Genomic DNA, 16,898 nt, shown 5'->3' with positions numbered 1-16,898 from the left:
CATTGACGAAATTCTGGTAGCAACCCCCTCCGACCAGACCGCACTGCACCTCCGACTTCGCACCCCCGAGCTGCGGAGAACCAGCGACAACCGACGAGATCGCCGACATCGCAGCAGCAGGCGTCATAGTGGTGTTGAGGGCGAAGGCCTTCAGGCTTGCGAGGTCCCCGTTCCACTGGTTCCAGTCGCCGACGACCGGCCCGCTGTCGGTGTACTGCCACACGTTCTGCTTGGCCCACCCGCTGGGCATGGCGCCGGGCGTCGTCGCTCCGTAGCGCGCCAGGTGCAGTGCGTGGTCGCCGAACGCCGTCGTGTTTCCCGTGCACTGATCCCACCAGTTGGACGTCGTGTAGATCATCGGCTTCCTGCCGGTCAGCACCTGCATCTGCCGGGAGAAGTCGGAGATCCAGGCGACCATCTGGGAGGGTGACATGTTGTAGCAGGTATTGCCCAGCGACGTGTACGGGTTGTATTCGACGTCGAGCAGTGGCGGCAGGGTCTTCCCATCCGCACTCCACCCCCCACCGTTCCGGACGAAGAAGGTGGCCTGTGTCGTGCCCGAGGACAGGCTGGGCAGGGCGAAATGGTACGCCCCCCGGTACATGCCGGACGCAGCAGCCCCTGCGAACTGATCCGCGAAGTACGGGTTGGCATAGTCGTCGTTCTCCGTCGCCTTCACGTAGGCGAAACGTGCACCGTACCGTGACGCGGATGACCAGTCCACGAACTGTCCCTGATGGCTGCTCACGTCCACTCCCAGGACCCCACCGGGGTTCCAGTAACTGGTCGCAGCGGCACCCGCATCCGAGCGGCCCTGGACCTCACCCTGATCCCCGGCACCCTCCAGTGCCTCGGCCGCGCTCGGTACCTGAGGATCGCCGGTCTCCGCTATCCGTGCGAGCCCCTGCCCCATCGAGGCATTCCTGACCTCCGGCGCCATGGCGGCACCCTCTTGCGGCTTGCTCTTCGTCGCAGCGGGCGCCGAACTCGGCTTCGGAGCGGGGACAGCACTCTGCTGCGGAGCAGGCACCGAAGTCGGCTTCGGCGCGGGCGGCGTTGCACTGGCGGTCGCCGGAACTACGTCCGCCGGGAGAGGGGTGACCGGTGGTGCGGTCGCCGTGTTCTCGAGTGCCTGGACAGGTGACATCGACGACGGCGTCACGGGACTGACAAGTAGCGCTGCCATCAGCAGCGAGATGCCGGCCAGTCGGGAGGTTCGCTTGGTTATCACAGTGAGATCACCTACGTGCTCGGAGCCACCTCGGGAGGAGGAGATGCTCTGGATTATCGTGCTGTTGATGGGTGTGGGGTGGGTGGGGGGGTCAGGTTCGTTTGACGCCGGTGGTTGAGGTCCAGGTGAGTGTTCCGCGTTGGAAGGTCTGGGTGCAGCGGGTGGTGGTGGGGCAGGTTTGGTTGGTGGTGGGGTAGCCGAGGGTGCCGTTCTCGGCGCCGGCTTTCCGGTAGGCGGTGCGGATGGGTCCGGTTGCGGTGATCTTGGCTCCGGTCTTGGGGCTCCACATGATTTCGCCGTTCTGGTAGGACTGGTAGCAGCCTGCGTCGCGTAGTCCGCAGATCTCGTGGGTGAGGGGGTATCCGAGGATCCCGTTCTCTGATTTGGCGTTGCGGTAGGCGGTGCGGATGGAACCTGTCGTGCTGGTCCTGGCTCCGGTCGTGGGGCTCCAGTAGATCTCGCCTCGTTGGAAGCCCTGGTAGCAGCCGCCGTCACGCAGCCCGCAGATCTCGGCGGTGATGGGGTAGCTCAGTCTTCCGTCCTGGGCTCCGCTGGACAGGTAGAGGTCGCGGATACGGCCCTTCCGGCTGATGATCGCTCCGGTTGCGCTCGACCAGTAGATCTCGCCGCCCTGGAAGGTCTGGGTGCAGCCGCTGTCGCGGAGCCCGCAGGCCTGGGATGTGAGGGGGTAGCCCAGTCGTCCGTTCTCTGCGTTCGCTGCGCGGTAGGCGGTGCGGATGGGGCTGGTGTAGATGATCTGGGCGCCGGTGGCCGGCGACCAGGCCATCTCGCCCTTCTGGAAGGACTGGTAGCAGCCGCCGTCCTTGAGGCCGCAGGTCTCCTTGCCGGTGGGGTAGCCCAGCACTCCGTTCTCGGCGCCGGAGGCGCGGTAGGCGGTGCGGATCAATCCGGCCCTGCTGATCTGCGCGCCGGTGTTCGTCGTGTAGAGGATTTCTCCTCGCTGGAAGGCCTGGTAGCAGCCGGAGAGCCTCAGTCCGCAGATTTCCGAGCTGGTGGGATAGCCGAGGGCACCGTTCTCGGCGCCGGAGGCGCGGTAGGCGGTACGGATCGGGCCTGCCTTGGAGATCCGTGCTCCGGAGGTCGAGGACCAGATGATCTCTCCCTGCTGGAAGGCCTGGAAGCATCCGTCGGCTTTCAAGCCGCAGGTCTCCGGGCCGATGGGGAACCCCAGCGCCCCGTTCTCAGCGCCGGCACCACGGTAGGCCGTGCGGATCACGCCTGCCTTGGAGATCGCTGCTCCCGAGGCCGTGGACCAGAACACCTCGCCGTTCTGGAAGGACTGGTAGCAGCCGTTGTCCCGTATTCCACAGACCTGCGCGGCCTTGGGGTAGCCCAGCGCGCCGTTCTGGGCGCCGGACGCCAGCCAGGCGCTGCGGATCGGTCCGTTCAGGGACACGGCGGCGCCCGAAGCGCTGGACCAGATGACCGCACCATTGACGAAATTCTGGTAGCAACCCCCTCCGACCAGACCGCACTGCACCTCCGACTTCGCACCCCCGAGCTGCGGAGAACCAGCGACAACCGACGAGATCGCCGACATCGCAGCAGCAGGCGTCATGGTGGGTGGGGTGATGGTCACGACCGCACTGGCAGCATCCGCCTGGTTCGTCGGGAAGGTGGTCGACGTGATCTCCACGCGTGTCCCCGAGTGCGTGACGAACGACTGTCCCGCCTTCCATGTGAGGGCACGGTTCGAGTAGCCGGACAGGCTGCTGTTGGGAGTGAGGACGACGGACGCGTTGCCGCTCCAGCCGAGGATGTCCTGCTTCGTGATCTTCACGCCCTGGTTACCGCCCACAGCAGCCGTCCTGTCGAAACCGACCGGCGCGCGCAGTTCGAGGTAGTAGACCTCCTTGCTGACCGGATCGGTGAACTTCAGTGCCCGTTGCCTGTCGGTGCCGCCCCATGGCCTGAGGGTGTATTGCTGCTTGTTCGAGGGCGTTCCGATGTTCCGGATCTCGTCGCCTGAGCCGAAGCCACCGTATTCCCACAGGAAGGCGTTGATCATCGGCGAGCTGACCTGGGCGTAGCCCATCAGATCGGACATATCGCTGTACTCGGACGACCAGCAGCCCGAGTTGCCCCAGGAGGATCCGGTCCGTTCCGCGTCGACCCGTCCGTTGGAGCATGCCAGCGAGTTGGCGTGGTGCAGGCCGAGGACGTGGCCGAATTCGTGCGTCACGACGTTGTTCGTGAGTGCCGACGGGTACGGCATGATCACGCGTCCACTGGTCGCGCTGTCGGTGAACCCGCCACCGAGGATGCCCCAGGACCCGTTGTAGTTGAGATCCGCGTGGGGGACGAAGATGACCAGGGACTCGTAGGAGCGGTACTGCCAGTTCAGCTCCTTGGTCACGGTCGCCATGATGGTGCCGTAGGAGTCGGTGATCTTCGCTGCCGACTTGTGGCGTAGCTCGTTCACCTTGGTGATGGAGAGACGACCCGCCGACGCGGAGTTCCAGTAGGCGTTCGCACCGGTGATCGAGTTGCGCGCCGCAGTCATGTTGATCGCGTCGGTGTCCGCAACTGTCTTCCCCGACAGTTGCACCGTCACCAGCGTGACCTTGAAGGCGCCCGAGCGCGGCGCGATGGCGGCGCTGCCGCCTTCGTCGTCGAGGCCCAGTGGCGACGCCGTCTTCAGCGGTGTGACCGGTTGGGCGAAGTGCTCGCCGTACCGGGCATTCGATCCAGGATCATTGAGCGGGTTCCAGTTCAGGTCCGGAACGAACGAGGTCACCTCGTTCGGTGCGGGCGACACCGCGGGCGGCGATGCTCCTGCGGCGGCCTCGGACGGCTTCACCGTCGACGGTTCCGCGGCCGCCGCGCGTCTCTCGGTCGCGGGAACGGTCTCGGCCGGGACCGGCGCTTCGGGCGCTGTGGCCGGAAGCGTCGCGGGCTCCAGCGCCTGCCGGGGGGCGACCGTGGCCGGCGACGTCGGGGCGGTCGACGGCGGCGCCGGGGCGGTCGGCGGCGGCGCCGCCGGCACGGCGTCGTTCGCCATCGCGGGCACCGCGCTGCCCAGAAGTCCGAAGGACAGGAGGGCGGCGCACAGAAGCCGGGCGGGGGAGGGCAAGGTCACGGGTTTCTCCAGCAGAATCCGGGCGTCAGCCAGCTGAGTGATTGCTCGAAAGAGTACAGCCCTGTTACTAGTGGGACCCGAGTTTCGGAAGTGAAGGAAGAATCTTAGGTAAAACCTGCGCCTGTCGTCGTATTTGGTTCGGCGTGTCGGGAGGCGCACGTCCATTCCGCAGGAAAGACGCCGTGTACACGGGATGTCCACATCTGCAGGTGACTCTGGTCGCCCTGCGTTGGCTTGAGTAGGGTGAAGGTCGGACGCGTCGGTGTGGAGCGGCCCGGGGCTATGCGGAACCATGACAACGGGAGTTTCGGATGGACGGTGTGCGGCTCGTCGAGGGGGAAGTTCGGGAACTCATCCGCCGTCGTGGCCTCGATCCGTCACGGCAGGCCCCCCAGGTGCAGGTTCTGGTCGATGATGCCGTTGCCGACTATGACGAAAGGTCGAGGCTGGGCGTCCTTCCCGCGCTCGGACGACTCGATGTGGCGCGCAAGCAGGTATACGACGCCGTTGCCGGCTTCGGCGCCCTACAGCCGTTCCTCGACGACCCTACGGTCGAGGAGGTCTGGATCAATGCCCCCTCCGAGGTCTATGTGGCCCGCGACGGCGAATCGGAACTGACAGACCTCTCCCTGACCGAGAAGCAGGTCCGGGACCTCGTGGAGAAGATGCTGAAGTCTTCTGGACGGCGCCTCGACCTCTCTTCCCCGTTCGTCGATGCCTCGCTCCCCGACGGATCACGCCTTCACGTCGTGATCCCCGACGTCACGCGGCAGCACTGGTCCGTCAACATCAGGAAGTTCATCGCCCGGGCGTCGAGACTGGAGCACCTGGTGGAGCTCGGGACGCTGTCGCCCCAGGCAGCGCGCTTCCTCGGGGTCGCGGTCGCGAGCGGCTTGAACATCCTCGTCTCCGGGGCGACCCAGGCCGGCAAGACGACGATGCTCAACTGCCTTGGCGCGTCCATCGGGCCGCGCGAGCGGGTGATCACGGTGGAGGAGATCTTCGAGCTCCAGCTACCCCTGCGGGACGTCGTCGGCCTGCAGTGCCGCCAGCCGAACCTGGAGGGCCATGGCGAGATCCCACTCCGCCGGCTGGTGAAGGAGGCTCTGCGCATGCGGCCCGACCGCCTGATCGTCGGCGAGGTGAGGGAGGCCGAGTGCCTCGACATGCTGATCGCCCTGAACAGTGGATTGCCGGGGATGTGCAGTGTGCACGCCAACAGCGCTCATGACGCCATCACGAAGATCTGCACCCTGCCGTTGCTCGCCGGAGAGAACATCTCGAGCAGCTTCGTGGTTCCGACCGTCGCCTCCTGCATCGATCTCGTCGTCCACTGCGCGCGGCTTCCCGGCGGGCAGCGCCGCGTCATGGAGATCATGGCACTCGGGCGGAGGGTCGAGAACGGGGTCATCGAATCCTCGTCGATCTTCCACTGCGTTGACGGAACCCTGGAGCTCACGGCCACCGGCATGCCGGCGGAGGACAAGTTCAGGGCGGCAGGCGTCGACATCGCATCCGTGCTCGGGGTTCGATCGTGAACACGGCCCTCGGAGTCGGCCTGGGCGCCGGGCTCTTCCTTGTCTGGTGGTCCTTCTGGGAGCGCCCGGTCGCGCCGCGAGCCAGGCGTACCCGGCGGAGGTCGCTCGACGATCTGCTCCTGAGGGCAGGGGTGGAGCGTGTTTCCACGAACGGGCTCCTGGCCTCGTGTGCCGCGGTCGGCTTCTTCGTGCTTCTCCTCGGCTTCGTGCTGACCGGATCTTGGCCCATTGCGGTCTGTTTCGCCCTGTTCGGGGGTTTCCTTCCCTTCGGGATCGTTCGATGGCGCGCGGCGAAGCGCACGGCGTCGCTGCGCGAACTCTGGCCGGACGCGGTCGACCACCTGCGGTCCGCCATCCGCGCCGGGCTTTCGCTGCCGGAGGCTCTGGTGCAACTCGGCGAGAAGGGGCCCATCGAACTACGCCCCGCTTTCCGAGCCTTCGCTGACGACTACCGCGCAGGTGGCCGCTTCGAGGATGCCCTCGATCGACTCAAGGAGCGGTTGGCGGATCCCGTGGCGGACCGCATCGTCGAAGCCCTCCGGATGACACGAGAAGTAGGCGGATCCGATCTCGGCCGGCTACTCGGCACGCTGTCGGAATTCCTGCGCGACGCAGCAAGGACACGCAGTGAACTCGAGGCGCGGCAGTCCTGGACCGTGAATGCGGCGCGGCTGGCGGTTGCCGCACCGTGGCTGGTGCTCCTGCTCCTCTCGACCCGACCTGAAGCCGTGCGCGCCTACAACTCGACAGCCGGTGCCGCGGTCCTGCTCGGTGGCCTGGTGGTGTCCGTCGTCTGCTATCGCGTGATGCTGCGCGTCGGAGCGCTGCCCGAGGACGAGAGGGTTCTGCGATGACGTCACCACTGGCCCTCGCTGCGCTGTGCGGCCTGGTTCTCGGAGCGGGACTGTGGCTGACACTCGTCCGCCTTCCCTCGATGCGTCCCGCCACCCTCACCGAACGTATCGCCCCTCAGCTGCGGGCCGTCGACGTCCAGTCACGACTTCTTCTCGACGGGACATCGAACGTCACCCCCTTCGGCCCGCTGGAAAGGATCGTGCGCCCCCTTCTCGCGGACGCCGTCCGCTGGTCGCACCGCTTCAACCCGGCGACGGCGACGTTGTCGCGGCGGCTCGATCAGGCCGGCAGGGGCCAGACACCGGCGGAGTTCCGTGCACAGCAACTTCTCTGGTCGGCGGGCGGACTCGCCGGCTCCACGATGGTGATCGCTCTGCTCGCCGCCTCGGGATCCGCCAACCTGCCGCTGGCCGTGCTGATCGTCCTCGGCTGTGCCGTCATGGGGTTCGTCGGCAGGGACTACGTCCTTTCCTCCGACATCAAGCGGCGCGAGGCCCGCATGCTCGCCGAGTTCCCGAGCCTCGCCGAGCTGATGGCTCTCGCCGTATCGGCGGGGGAGAGCACCACCGGCGCCCTGGAGCGCATCTGCCGCACGGCACAGGGCGAGCTCGCCGGCGAGTTCGCCCTCGTGCTCGCGGCGACCAGAGCGGGAAAGCCCCTGGTGGAGGCACTCCAGGACTTCTCGAACCGGACGCGGCTGGCTCCACTCGCCCGCTTCGTCGACGGGATCACCGTGGCCGTGCAGCGGGGTACACCTCTCGCCGATGTGCTGAGGGCTCAGGCGCAGGACGTACGCGACCTCGCGAAGCGTGGACTCATGGAATCAGCCGGCAAGAAGGAAATTGCCATGATGGTTCCGCTGGTATTCGGTGTGCTGCCGCTGACAGTCCTCTTCGCCGTCTATCCCGGCATCGCGCTGATCAACATCGGCCCGTGATGACGACGAGCGCTCCAGGTCCGGACACGCCTCCGCCCTCTACCGTGGGCTTTACGATCCGCATGCCGCATCCATCACTGCACGGGGTATCACTCCGCGAATCACCACTGCAAGGGGCAATTCCATGAGAATCACGACAACTGCACAGCGCCTCACCCTGCTCCTGTTGGCGACGGGAGCCGCCCTGCTGCATCCGACCGAGGAACGGGAACGTGGTGACGTGCCCGGGTGGGTCATGATCACGCTCATGTCCGCCGTCCTGGTCGCGGCACTGCTCGCCATCGCGGGCCCGGCACTCGAGGGCCTCTTCAACCAGGCGATCGATCAGGTCTCGCCCTAGATGAGGGCCATCTTCCGTCGGCTGCAGGTCGGCAGGGACCGCGAGGACCCGGAACGCGGTGCCGCCGTCGTGGATTTCGCGCTGATCGGCGGACTCCTGACGGTGATCTTCGTCGCGATCATCCAGCTCATGCTGGTCCTGCACGTCCGCAACACCCTGATCGATGCCGCGTCCTCGGGAGCCCGGTACGGCACCCTCGCGGATCGCAGCCCGCAGGACGCCGTCGGACGGGCGGAGGAGCTGATCAGGGGCTCGCTGGCAGACTCCTACGGTTCGGATGTGACGGTGGGCGAGAGCACGGTCGGGGGCGTGCGGACGCTCGAGGTCGTCGTCCGTGCGCCGCTGCCGGTGATCGGCCTGATCGGTCCGGCCGGTGTCATGGAGGTACGCGGTCATGCCGCCCTTCCGTCGTGATCCGACGGTCGACACCTCCGCCGGAAGAATCGTGCCCGCTCGAGCAGCGCTTCCCGGTGCTGTCGGATGGGTGCAGCAGCTGCATCGCGCACGGGTCGCGGACGCCCTCCTCCGGCAGGAACGCGGAAGCGCGGTCGTCGAGTTCGTCTTCCTGAGCGTCCTGCTCCTGGTGCCGGTGGTGTACCTCGTGCTGACCGTGGGGCAGGTGCAGGGCGGTTCGTTCGCGGTGGTCGGGGCTGCCGATCAGGCCGCGAAGGTGTTCGTCGACGCCCGGACACCCCAGGAGGCCGACGCCCGTGCCCGGGAGGCTGCCCGTCTTGCCCTCGCGGACTTCGGGTTCGCCCCCGAGCAGGCAGTCGTGGACATCGCCTGCAGCGACGAGTGCCTCGCTCCGGGCTCCACCGTCACCGTGGTGGTGCGGCTCGAGGTCCCCCTGCCCCTGGTCCCCTCCGTCGCGGGTGCGTATCCGTCCGCCGCGACGGTCGACTCGACCTCGGCCCAGATCGTCGAGCGATTCGGATGAGCACGCGTGCGACGTCCGACGGGCAGGACCACGACCACCCGGGTCAGACCTGCGAGGACGGACAGGTCGGAGTCCTGATCATCGGGTACGTGCTGGTTTCGCTGCTGGTGGTCACGGTCGTCCTCGCCGTGTCCTCCGTCTACATCGGGCACAAGAAGCTGCTCTCGGTCGCCGACGGTGCGGCACTCGCGGCCGCGGACACCTACAGCATCGACGTGGATAGCGGTGGGACGACCACGCCGCTCCCGTCCCTGCAGGACGCGCGGGTGGAGGAGTCCGCGTCCGGCTACCTCGTCGCCACGGGCGCAGCAGCGCGGTTCGATCAGCTGACGGTCGATCCTGCGACGGGCACCGCGGACGGCCGGACCGCACGCGTGGTGCTCACCGCCGTCGTCCGGCCGCCCATCGTCAATTTTTTGGTGCCCGACGGGATCCCGATCGTCGTGCAGGCGGATGCCCGCGCACAACTCGTGCGGCGAAGGAGGAACGACGCGCACACCAGGACGGCGGACGGCCGGTGACGACGACGTCGGGCGGCGCGCACACGCCGGCCCGTGCGAGCCCATGACGTAGGCTGGAACGACCATGGCAACCACTGATTTTCCCGCTGAGATCCGCGCCCTGCGCGCCAAGTACCAGTCCATCGAGCAGGTCTCCGACGTCGAGGGGATGCGCAAGGACATCGAGGAACTGAGCGAGGAAGCCGGGGCGCCCGATCTCTGGGACGACCCCGCAGCGGCGCAGAAGGTGACGTCGAAGCTCTCCCACCGGCAGTCCGCGCTCGAGCGCCTCGAGACCCTGAACAGCCGCATCGACGACCTCGAGGTGCTGGTCGAACTCGCCGAGGACGAAGGGGACGAGGACTCGCTCGCCGAGGCCGAGAAGGAACTCGTCTCACTCGGGAAGTCCCTCGACGACCTCGAGATCGTGACACTGCTCGCCGGTGAGTGGGACGAGCGCGAAGCCGTGGTCACGATCCGTTCCGGCGCCGGGGGAGTGGACGCCGCGGACTTCGCCGAGATGCTGCTCCGGATGTACCTCCGCTGGGCGGAGCGCCACGGCTATCCCACGCAGGTCCTCGACACCTCCTACGCCGAGGAGGCCGGGCTGAAGTCCGCGACCTTCGAGGTCAAGGCGCCCTACGCCTTCGGAACCCTGTCCGTCGAGGCGGGGACGCATCGTCTGGTGCGCATCAGTCCCTTCGACAACCAGGGCCGCCGGCAGACCTCCTTCGCCGCCGTCGAGGTCATCCCGCTCATCGAGCAGACGGATGTCATCGAGGTACCGGACAACGAGATCCGCGTCGATGTCTTCCGCTCGTCGGGTCCGGGCGGCCAGTCGGTCAACACCACCGACTCCGCTGTTCGCCTGACCCACCTCCCCACCGGCACCGTCGTGTCCATGCAGAACGAGAAATCCCAGATCCAGAACCGGGCAGCCGCCATGAGGGTCCTCCAGTCCAGGCTCCTGCTGCTCAAGAAGCAGGAGGAGGACGCCGAGAAGAAGGCGTTCGCCGGTGACGTGAAGGCGTCCTGGGGTGACCAGATGCGTTCCTACGTGCTCAATCCGTACCAGATGGTCAAGGATCTGCGCACCAACCACGAGGTGGGCAACACGTCCTCCGTGTTCGACGGCGAGATCGACGACTTCATCGACGCGGGCATCCGCTGGCGGACCAACAACCGCAACGACGCCGCCTAGACCTCCCCCGGCTCAGCCTGCGGGTGCGTGGCGGCGACGGGAGGTCCCGCCGCACCTCCTCGACATCACCGCCTGCAGGCGTCACTCACGTCAGGAGCCCGTACTCGTGCGTGCTGTGTCCCGTTCGCGCTCGATGAGATCCTGCAGATACGTCCCGTACCCGCTCTTGAGCAGCCCGTTCGCCCGCTCGAGCAGTTGATCGTCGGTCAGGAGCCCCCGACGCCAGGCGATCTCCTCCGGCACGCCGATCTTCAGACCCTGCCGATGTTCGATGGTCCGGACGAAGGTGGAGGCGTCGTTGAGCGAATCGAAGGTACCGGTGTCGAGCCATGCCGTCCCTCGTGGCAGGACCTCTACCCTCAGTCGCCCCGCTTCCAGATAGTGCCGATTGATATCGGTGATCTCGAGTTCACCGCGTGCGGACGGCTTCAATGATTGAGCGATGGAGATGACCTCGTTGTCGTAGAAGTACAGACCCGGGACCGCGTAATTGCTGCGCGGATGCTCCGGCTTCTCCTCCAGGGACAGGGCCTTGAAATGCTGGTCGAACTCGACGACGCCGTACTGGCGCGGATCCTGGACGTGGTAGCCGAAGATCGCACCCCCGTCGATGCCCGAGAACCGGCTGAGCGTTGCGCCCATCCCAGGGCCGTAGAAGATGTTGTCCCCGAGAACCAGCGCCACGTCGTCGCTGCCGATATGCCCTTCGCCGATGATGAATGCCTGGGCGAGACCGTCGGGCTCCGGCTGGATCGCGTAGGTGAGATTCGCTCCGCACCACGCACCGTCACCCAGCAGGCTTTGGAATTGTGCCGCGTCCCGGGGAGTGGTGATGATGAGGATGTCCGTGATTCCTGCGAGCAGGAGGGTCGAAAGAGGATAGTAGATCATCGGTTTGTCATAGACCGGCACAAGTTGCTTACTGATGCCGAGCGTGATCGGGTGAAGTCGTGAGCCTGTGCCACCGGCAAGTATTATTCCGCGCATTTCCCTATCATCTCCCGAATTCCGGAATGAGAGACCCGCGGCTCTCGGGTATGGGTCTGGGTTTCCGAGCCGCCCCTTGACTGCGACACACCGCCGGGGTAGCGGGCGCTTCGTGACGCCGTCGTTATAGTCGAGGAGCCGGAGCTTCCTTCCCCCATCAAATGCCCGTGCCCGGCGCACCTCATGGGCGCAGAGTGGTCATGATCAGATTCGACAGCGTCACGAAGACCTACGACCAGAAGTCGCGGCCCGCCCTCGACGGCGTCTCCCTCGACATCGACCGTGGCGAGTTCGTCTTCCTCGTCGGTGCATCCGGTTCCGGCAAGTCGACGTTCATCCGCCTGGTGCTCAAGGAGGACCGGGCCTCGCGCGGCGCCGTCTACGTCGCCGGCCAGAACGTGGCGAACATCCCCAGCTGGCGTGTGCCTCGCCTCCGCCGCGGTATCGGCGTGGTTTTCCAGGATTTCCGGCTCCTGCCGAACAAGACGGTCTTCTCCAATGTCGCTTTCGCGATGCAGGTCATCGGCAGGAGTCGCGCCGTCATCCGCGAAACCGTGCCGGACGTCCTGGCGACGGTGGGCCTCGAGGGCAAGAACAACCGCATGCCGCACGAGCTCTCGGGCGGCGAGCAGCAGCGCGTCGCGATCGCCCGCGCCATCGTGAACCGACCCGGGATCCTGCTCGCCGACGAGCCCACCGGAAACCTCGACCCCACCACGTCGATGGGCATCATGAAGGTCCTCGATCGGATCAACCAGAACGGCACCACGGTGGTCATGGCCACGCACGACGACGACATCGTCAACACGATGCGCAAGCGCGTCGTCGAATTGCACCACGGGTCCGTGGTGCGCGACGACGCCCAGGGCATCTACATCGGTGAGACCGGGGTCGTGGTCGAGTGAGGCTGGCCTTCATCCTGTCCGAGATCGGGTCGGGCATTCGTCGCAACCTGTCCATGGTCACCTCCGTGATCCTCGTAACCTTCATCTCGCTGACCTTCGTGGGAGCCGCCGGGCTGTTCCAGCTGCAGATCAGCCAGATGAAGGGCTACTGGTACGACCGCGTCCAGGTGACCGTCTACCTCTGCGTCGAGAACTCCTCCGAGACCAGCTGCGCCGCGGGGCCCGTGACGGAGGACCAGCGCGTGGCGATCGAGGGGAAGCTCGAGTCCGAGCAGTTCGCCCCCTACGTCGACACGGTCTCCTACGAATCGCAGGAGGAGGCGCTCGGTCACTTCCGCGACCAGTTCGCCAATTCGCCGATCGTCGATTCCGTCACCGCTGACCAGTTGCCCGAGTCGTTCCGCGTGAGCCTCGTCGACGCCGAGAAGTACGAGGTCATCGACGAGGCGTTCTCGTCCGAACCGGGGGTGGAGGCCGTCAGCGACCAGCGGGACTTCCTCGAGGCGATCTTCCGCTACATGAACTGGGCGTCCGTCGTCGCCCTCGTGATCGCCGGCATCATGACGTTCTGCGCCATCCTGCTCATCGCCACCACGATCCGTCTGTCCGCGTTCAGCCGCCGCCGGGAGACCGGCATCATGCGCCTGGTCGGAGCGTCCAAGGCCGTGATCCAGCTGCCCTTCGTCCTCGAAGGCGTCATTGCCGCGGTCATCGGCGCGGTGCTCGCTTCGGCCACGCTGTACGGTGCATCGCGCTTCGTCATCGACGGCTGGCTGGTGAACACCTTCCCGCAGACGGCGTTCATCTCCTCCCAGCAGGTCCTGATCCTGGTTCCCGCGCTTATACTGCTCGGAGCCATCCTCGCGGGACTCTCATCCCTGCTCACCCTCCGACGATACGTAAAGGTCTAGCACCATGCCGTTCAGCGCCAGGGGACACGTGCGCTCACCCAGATCCTGGTGGGCCCGGAACGAAACACAGGCCTTCGTGGTCCGCACGACGGCGGGTACGTCGATCGCCCTCGTCGTCGCCCTCGCGCTCGGCTTCAGCACGCCGGTCGTCGCCGACGAACTCGACGACCGGAAGAGCGCCCTCGAGAACGAGATCGCCGAGGTGCAGCAGTCGATGGAGTACCTGGATTCGGACATCGCGGAGACCATCGGCACGCTCAAGACCTATCAGGGACGACTGCCGGCCGCACAGCAGTCCCTCGCCGACGCGCAGAGCAGGGTCGAGTCGTCGGCCGGGGAGGTCGAGGCGCTCGCCGTCCGGGTCGACCTGGCGCAGGAGACCCGGAACAAGATCACCGAGGAGCTGCGCGCGGACCGGCAGGAGATGGATGAGACGCGCGAGGTGATCGGCCAGATCGCCACGGAGGCGTACAAGAACGGAGGCGTCCCGACCAACGTCTCGCTGCTGCTCGGGGCCGAGGGCGTGGAGGACTTCACGCAGTCCATGGACATGGTGGACCAGGCGCTCCGCGGGCAGAATGCAGCGATGGAGCGCCTGTCCGAGCAGAACGCCACCAACGCGAACAGCCAGGCGAGGCTCGTCGCCGTGGAGGCCGAGATCACGCGCCTCAAGGAGAAGGCCGACGCCGCACTCGCCGCCGAGCAGGCGGCACGGGACACCGCGGCGGGCGAGAAGGCCAAGGTCGACAAGCTCGTGGCGGACACCTCGTCGCTGTCCGCCAAGCTGCAGGCGCAGAAGCCCGTCATCGAGGCCAAGCTCGCGGGCGTCGAGAAGGCACAGCAGCAGAACAACGCCGACCTCGCCGAGCGCCAGCGCCGCCAGCTGGAGGAAGCCCGGAAGGCCGAGGAGGCGCGCAAAGCCGAGGAGGCCCGGAAGGCAGCGGAGGCGCAGAAGGCGGCGGAGGCTGCAGCCGCGGCCGAACAGGCCCGGTTGCAGGCCGAGGCCCAGGCCGAGGCGCAGCGGGAGGCCGATCGTCGCGCAGCCGAGGAGACCGCGCGGCGCGCGGCGGAAGCGGAGGCGGCCAACAGGCCTGCCCCTGCGCCCGTGGTGCCTCAGGTCGCCGCGCCCGTCGCCCCGGTCGCCCCCGTGGTGCCGGTCATCCCCGAGGCTCCGGTCCAGGCTCCGTCGGGCCCCGGCGCCTTCGGCCTGAGGGCCCCGGTCGCAGGCCCGATCAGTTCCGGTTTCGGCTGGCGTCCCACGCCGGTCGGCACGATCGACTTCAACGGGACCGGGGGCTACATGCACACCGGGATCGACTACGGCGTGGGCTGCGGGACGCCCCTGTACGCTCCGGCCGCGGGTGAGGTCTGGTACGCGGACTCGAGCGTCCTGCCGGGTGCGGGGAACAGGATCGTCCTGGACCACGGAGTGATCGGCGGCAACGCCCTCGCGACCAACTACTACCACCTGACCAGCTACGTCGTCTCGGTGGGACAGCGCGTGAGCGCAGGGCAACTCATCGGCTATACGGGCACCACGGGCAACTCCAACGGATGCCACCTCCACTTCGAGACCATGCTGAACGGCACGCTCGTCGATCCGATCGGTTTGTTCTAGGTCGTAGGATGGAAGACACTGTTCATCCGCGGGCCTCCGCCTGCCGCAGTGTCGTTCGAAGGAGTTGTGCCGTGCCGAAGGAAAGTGGCCGGAAAGTGGTGGCCACCAATCGGAAGGCCTTCCACGACTACGCCGTCCTCGATACGTATGAGGCGGGCCTCGCCCTGATGGGGACGGAGGTGAAGTCCCTGCGCGCCGGCAGGGCCTCGCTCGTGGACGGTTACGCGGTCTTCTACAACGACGAGCTCTGGCTCGAGGGGATCCACATCTCCGAGTACTCGCAGGGTAGCTGGACCAACCACGCCGCACGGCGACGGCGCAAACTGCTGCTCCACCGCGAGGAACTGACGAAGATCTCGCAGAAGATCCGTGAGTCCGGCTTCACGCTCGTCCCTCTCCAGCTGTATTTCCTCAATGGCCGGGCGAAGGTCGAGATCGCGGTCGCGAGGGGTAAGCGCGACTACGACAAGCGCCAGACCCTGCGGGAGAAGCAGGACAACCGCGAGGCCCTCCGCGCGATGCGCGAGAAGAACCTGGGCGCGTGAGCGATGTCTTCTGGGATGCCCAGGACGAGGAGGAGCCGGAGCCGTCCGAGCTGGCCTACCGGCGTCCCTGGTGGGTGACCCTGGGAGCCGTCGTCGACCTCGTGCTGCTGCTGGTCGTCGTACCGGTCGGGATCCTGTCCCTCATTCCGTTCGTCTTCCTCGTCTACGTCTTCTTCGCGCAGGTGCTGGTATGGATCTCGCCGGTCCTGCTCATCCTGAACGCCCTCATCTTCTGGTGGAGCTTCCGGCGCAAGCAGGCCGCAACGACGGCGCTCGCGGCACTCGGCATCGCCTTCGTGACCCTCGCCTTCGTCGTCGTCCGGTTGTGGCAGGCCCCGATCGTGATCCTCGGCCTGACGGTCGGCGGGTGACCGCCGTCGTTCTCCCTGAGCGAAGGTCCCCAGCGGTCCCGGAGCGGTGGGGTAGACTCGAGGAGTCGCCCGGCCGGTGGGACGGACGACGCAGGAATCATTTGATAACTGAACATGGGGATGACAGGTTTCGACGATGTTAGTCGCGACAGGGGAAGCGGGCCGAGGATACAGGGTTATCTCGTAAACGCTCCTTGTAAAACAATAAGTGCCGAACAAAAGCGCACTGACTTCGCTCTCGCTGCCTAAGCAGCCTAGCTAGTCCGTCAGCCCGGGTTTGCTCTCGCCCCGGATCCTGGCGTCATTTAGAGGGCCACTGCTCCCGATCCTCGTTGTAGGGATCGGGGGGACTCTTATACAACTGGGCTTGGCAGCCACTCGTCTGCACGATGGCTGGAGCCGAGAAAAACCGACGCAGACTGCGCCCGGAGAAGCCCTGACTACACTGCATCGGACGCGGGTTCAATTCCCGCCATCTCCACCACCCTCGAAGCGCTCCGCCGGTACCCGGCGGGGCGCTTCGTCGTTCGCGGACCCGTTCGCTGACTCGATCACGGGCTCGGCATCAGCGCGGAATCTCCGAACGATGGGGATGATGGGGCCTCTCCTTCCCGCAGCCGCCGGCCGGGGGCTGGCAGCCCGCAGCGGGCGGCGCCCCGCGAACTACACTGGGAAGATGAGCTGGACTGACCGGCCGCCGTCGTGGCTCCCGCCACTGCCGCCGCCCAACAAGGGGCGTGCTCTGATCGTGCTCGGCTGGATCCTCGTCGGTGGCACGTTCGTCTACATCTTCATCATGAGCTACCTCGGCGGGACGCATACGCTCCTGACCCTCGTGCCGCTTCTCCTCGGTCTCCTCTGCCTCATCATCGGTCTGCTGCGCAGGGACAGCCGCGAGCGGTAGGCGTGTTGCCCACGGGTT

At 66.7% G+C, this 16,898-nt stretch carries 18 protein-coding genes and 1 other RNA gene; 16 read left to right on the top strand and 3 right to left on the bottom strand.

The genetic code is table 11. The features are described from left to right. The coding region (locus tag ACTIMO_RS13730; RefSeq protein WP_448182750.1) for a lysozyme at positions 1-940 on the bottom strand (940 nt) is incomplete at its 3' end. Between the two features lie 19 nt (positions 941-959). Here ACTIMO_RS13730 and ACTIMO_RS13725 point away from each other — a divergent pair. Continuing rightward, a complete protein-coding gene (locus tag ACTIMO_RS13725) occupies positions 960-1,349 on the top strand; it encodes a hypothetical protein (RefSeq protein ID WP_448182749.1) in 390 nt (129 codons plus the stop codon). On the opposite strand, the gene ACTIMO_RS13720 is transcribed toward ACTIMO_RS13725, so the two are convergent. Continuing rightward, positions 1,323-4,331 (bottom strand): hypothetical protein, encoded by a 3,009-nt coding sequence (locus ACTIMO_RS13720; protein ID WP_448182748.1) that lies wholly within the window; start codon positions 4,329-4,331, stop codon positions 1,323-1,325. The genes ACTIMO_RS13725 and ACTIMO_RS13720 overlap by 27 nt on opposite strands. 311 nt (positions 4,332-4,642) lie before the next feature. Here ACTIMO_RS13720 and ACTIMO_RS13715 point away from each other — a divergent pair, with 311 nt between their 5' ends. From ACTIMO_RS13715 to prfB, 8 genes are all read left to right on the top strand, one after another. Further along, positions 4,643-5,869, top strand: a complete 1,227-nt coding sequence (locus ACTIMO_RS13715) for a CpaF family protein (protein WP_448182747.1) — start codon at positions 4,643-4,645, stop codon at positions 5,867-5,869. Beyond that, positions 5,866-6,723: a type II secretion system F family protein gene (locus ACTIMO_RS13710; RefSeq protein ID WP_157365940.1), complete on the top strand. Its 858-nt coding sequence runs from the start codon at positions 5,866-5,868 to the stop codon at positions 6,721-6,723. Before ACTIMO_RS13715 ends, ACTIMO_RS13710 begins: the two co-directional genes overlap by 4 nt. Further along, positions 6,720-7,661 carry a type II secretion system F family protein gene (locus ACTIMO_RS13705; RefSeq protein ID WP_448182746.1) on the top strand — a complete coding sequence of 314 codons (942 nt, stop codon included), beginning with the start codon at positions 6,720-6,722 and terminating at the stop codon, positions 7,659-7,661. Before ACTIMO_RS13710 ends, ACTIMO_RS13705 begins: the two co-directional genes overlap by 4 nt. 124 nt (positions 7,662-7,785) lie before the next feature. Continuing rightward, the gene (locus ACTIMO_RS13700; RefSeq protein WP_448182745.1) at positions 7,786-8,001 is read left to right on the top strand and encodes a hypothetical protein; all 216 of its coding nucleotides are present in this window, start codon (positions 7,786-7,788) and stop codon (positions 7,999-8,001) included. Beyond that, positions 8,002-8,415, top strand: a complete 414-nt coding sequence (locus ACTIMO_RS13695; protein ID WP_448182744.1) for a TadE/TadG family type IV pilus assembly protein — start codon at positions 8,002-8,004, stop codon at positions 8,413-8,415. It abuts the gene before it with no gap. Next, a complete protein-coding gene (locus ACTIMO_RS13690) occupies positions 8,396-8,938 on the top strand; it encodes a hypothetical protein (RefSeq protein WP_235499030.1) in 543 nt (180 codons plus the stop codon). Before ACTIMO_RS13695 ends, ACTIMO_RS13690 begins: the two co-directional genes overlap by 20 nt. Continuing rightward, on the top strand, positions 8,935-9,459 hold the full coding sequence (locus ACTIMO_RS13685; RefSeq protein ID WP_448182743.1) for a pilus assembly protein TadG-related protein: 525 nt from the start codon (positions 8,935-8,937) through the stop codon (positions 9,457-9,459). The genes ACTIMO_RS13690 and ACTIMO_RS13685 overlap by 4 nt, the downstream gene beginning before the upstream one ends. A gap of 64 nt (positions 9,460-9,523) precedes the next feature. Continuing rightward, the gene (prfB, locus tag ACTIMO_RS13680) at positions 9,524-10,639 is read left to right on the top strand and encodes a peptide chain release factor 2 (protein WP_055773158.1); all 1,116 of its coding nucleotides are present in this window, start codon (positions 9,524-9,526) and stop codon (positions 10,637-10,639) included. 90 nt (positions 10,640-10,729) lie between these two features. On the opposite strand, the gene rfbA is transcribed toward prfB, so the two are convergent. Beyond that, the gene (rfbA, locus tag ACTIMO_RS13675; RefSeq protein WP_448182742.1) at positions 10,730-11,626 is read right to left on the bottom strand and encodes a glucose-1-phosphate thymidylyltransferase RfbA; all 897 of its coding nucleotides are present in this window, start codon (positions 11,624-11,626) and stop codon (positions 10,730-10,732) included. A gap of 200 nt (positions 11,627-11,826) precedes the next feature. Between rfbA and ftsE the strand changes: the two genes are divergently transcribed. The 7 genes from ftsE to ACTIMO_RS13640 all read left to right on the top strand — a co-directional run bounded on the left by ftsE (position 11,827) and on the right by ACTIMO_RS13640 (position 16,880). Beyond that, the gene (gene ftsE / locus ACTIMO_RS13670) at positions 11,827-12,531 is read left to right on the top strand and encodes a cell division ATP-binding protein FtsE (protein ID WP_055773150.1); all 705 of its coding nucleotides are present in this window, start codon (positions 11,827-11,829) and stop codon (positions 12,529-12,531) included. After that, positions 12,528-13,442, top strand: a complete 915-nt coding sequence (ftsX, locus tag ACTIMO_RS13665; RefSeq protein WP_448182741.1) for a permease-like cell division protein FtsX — start codon at positions 12,528-12,530, stop codon at positions 13,440-13,442. Before ftsE ends, ftsX begins: the two co-directional genes overlap by 4 nt. A gap of 28 nt (positions 13,443-13,470) precedes the next feature. Beyond that, on the top strand, positions 13,471-15,060 hold the full coding sequence (locus ACTIMO_RS13660) for a peptidoglycan DD-metalloendopeptidase family protein (protein WP_448182740.1): 1,590 nt from the start codon (positions 13,471-13,473) through the stop codon (positions 15,058-15,060). 71 nt (positions 15,061-15,131) lie between these two features. Then, positions 15,132-15,605 carry an SsrA-binding protein SmpB gene (smpB, locus tag ACTIMO_RS13655; protein WP_043446231.1) on the top strand — a complete coding sequence of 158 codons (474 nt, stop codon included), beginning with the start codon at positions 15,132-15,134 and terminating at the stop codon, positions 15,603-15,605. Continuing rightward, positions 15,602-15,976 (top strand): hypothetical protein, encoded by a 375-nt coding sequence (locus ACTIMO_RS13650; protein ID WP_422390115.1) that lies wholly within the window; start codon positions 15,602-15,604, stop codon positions 15,974-15,976. The genes smpB and ACTIMO_RS13650 overlap by 4 nt, the downstream gene beginning before the upstream one ends. 116 nt (positions 15,977-16,092) lie before the next feature. After that, positions 16,093-16,460, top strand: a transfer-messenger RNA (tmRNA) gene (gene ssrA, locus ACTIMO_RS13645). 192 nt (positions 16,461-16,652) lie between these two features. Further along, positions 16,653-16,880: a hypothetical protein gene (locus tag ACTIMO_RS13640; protein ID WP_055773138.1), complete on the top strand. Its 228-nt coding sequence runs from the start codon at positions 16,653-16,655 to the stop codon at positions 16,878-16,880. Positions 16,881-16,898 lie beyond the last annotated feature (18 nt).

It is taken from the genome of Arthrobacter sp. CP30 (assembly GCF_053470025.1).
The sequence above is the reverse complement of the archived record's forward strand: the minus strand, read 5'-3'. Positions and strand labels throughout refer to the sequence as shown.

Bases quoted from the DNA above. Each gene is read 5' to 3' on its own strand.
- ACTIMO_RS13695 (WP_448182744.1), top strand. From the start codon at position 8,002: ATGAGGGCCATCTTCCGTCGGCTGCAGGTCGGCAGGGACCGCGAGGAC.
- ACTIMO_RS13640 (WP_055773138.1), top strand. From the start codon at position 16,653: ATGAGCTGGACTGACCGGCCGCCGTCGTGGCTCCCGCCACTGCCGCCG.
- prfB (WP_055773158.1), top strand. From the start codon at position 9,524: ATGGCAACCACTGATTTTCCCGCTGAGATCCGCGCCCTGCGCGCCAAG.
- ACTIMO_RS13715 (WP_448182747.1), top strand. From the start codon at position 4,643: ATGGACGGTGTGCGGCTCGTCGAGGGGGAAGTTCGGGAACTCATCCGC.
- rfbA (WP_448182742.1), bottom strand. From the start codon at position 11,626: ATGCGCGGAATAATACTTGCCGGTGGCACAGGCTCACGACTTCACCCG.
- ACTIMO_RS13685 (WP_448182743.1), top strand. From the start codon at position 8,935: ATGAGCACGCGTGCGACGTCCGACGGGCAGGACCACGACCACCCGGGT.
- ftsE (WP_055773150.1), top strand. From the start codon at position 11,827: ATGATCAGATTCGACAGCGTCACGAAGACCTACGACCAGAAGTCGCGG.
- ACTIMO_RS13690 (WP_235499030.1), top strand. From the start codon at position 8,396: ATGCCGCCCTTCCGTCGTGATCCGACGGTCGACACCTCCGCCGGAAGA.
- ACTIMO_RS13700 (WP_448182745.1), top strand. From the start codon at position 7,786: ATGAGAATCACGACAACTGCACAGCGCCTCACCCTGCTCCTGTTGGCG.
- ACTIMO_RS13705 (WP_448182746.1), top strand. From the start codon at position 6,720: ATGACGTCACCACTGGCCCTCGCTGCGCTGTGCGGCCTGGTTCTCGGA.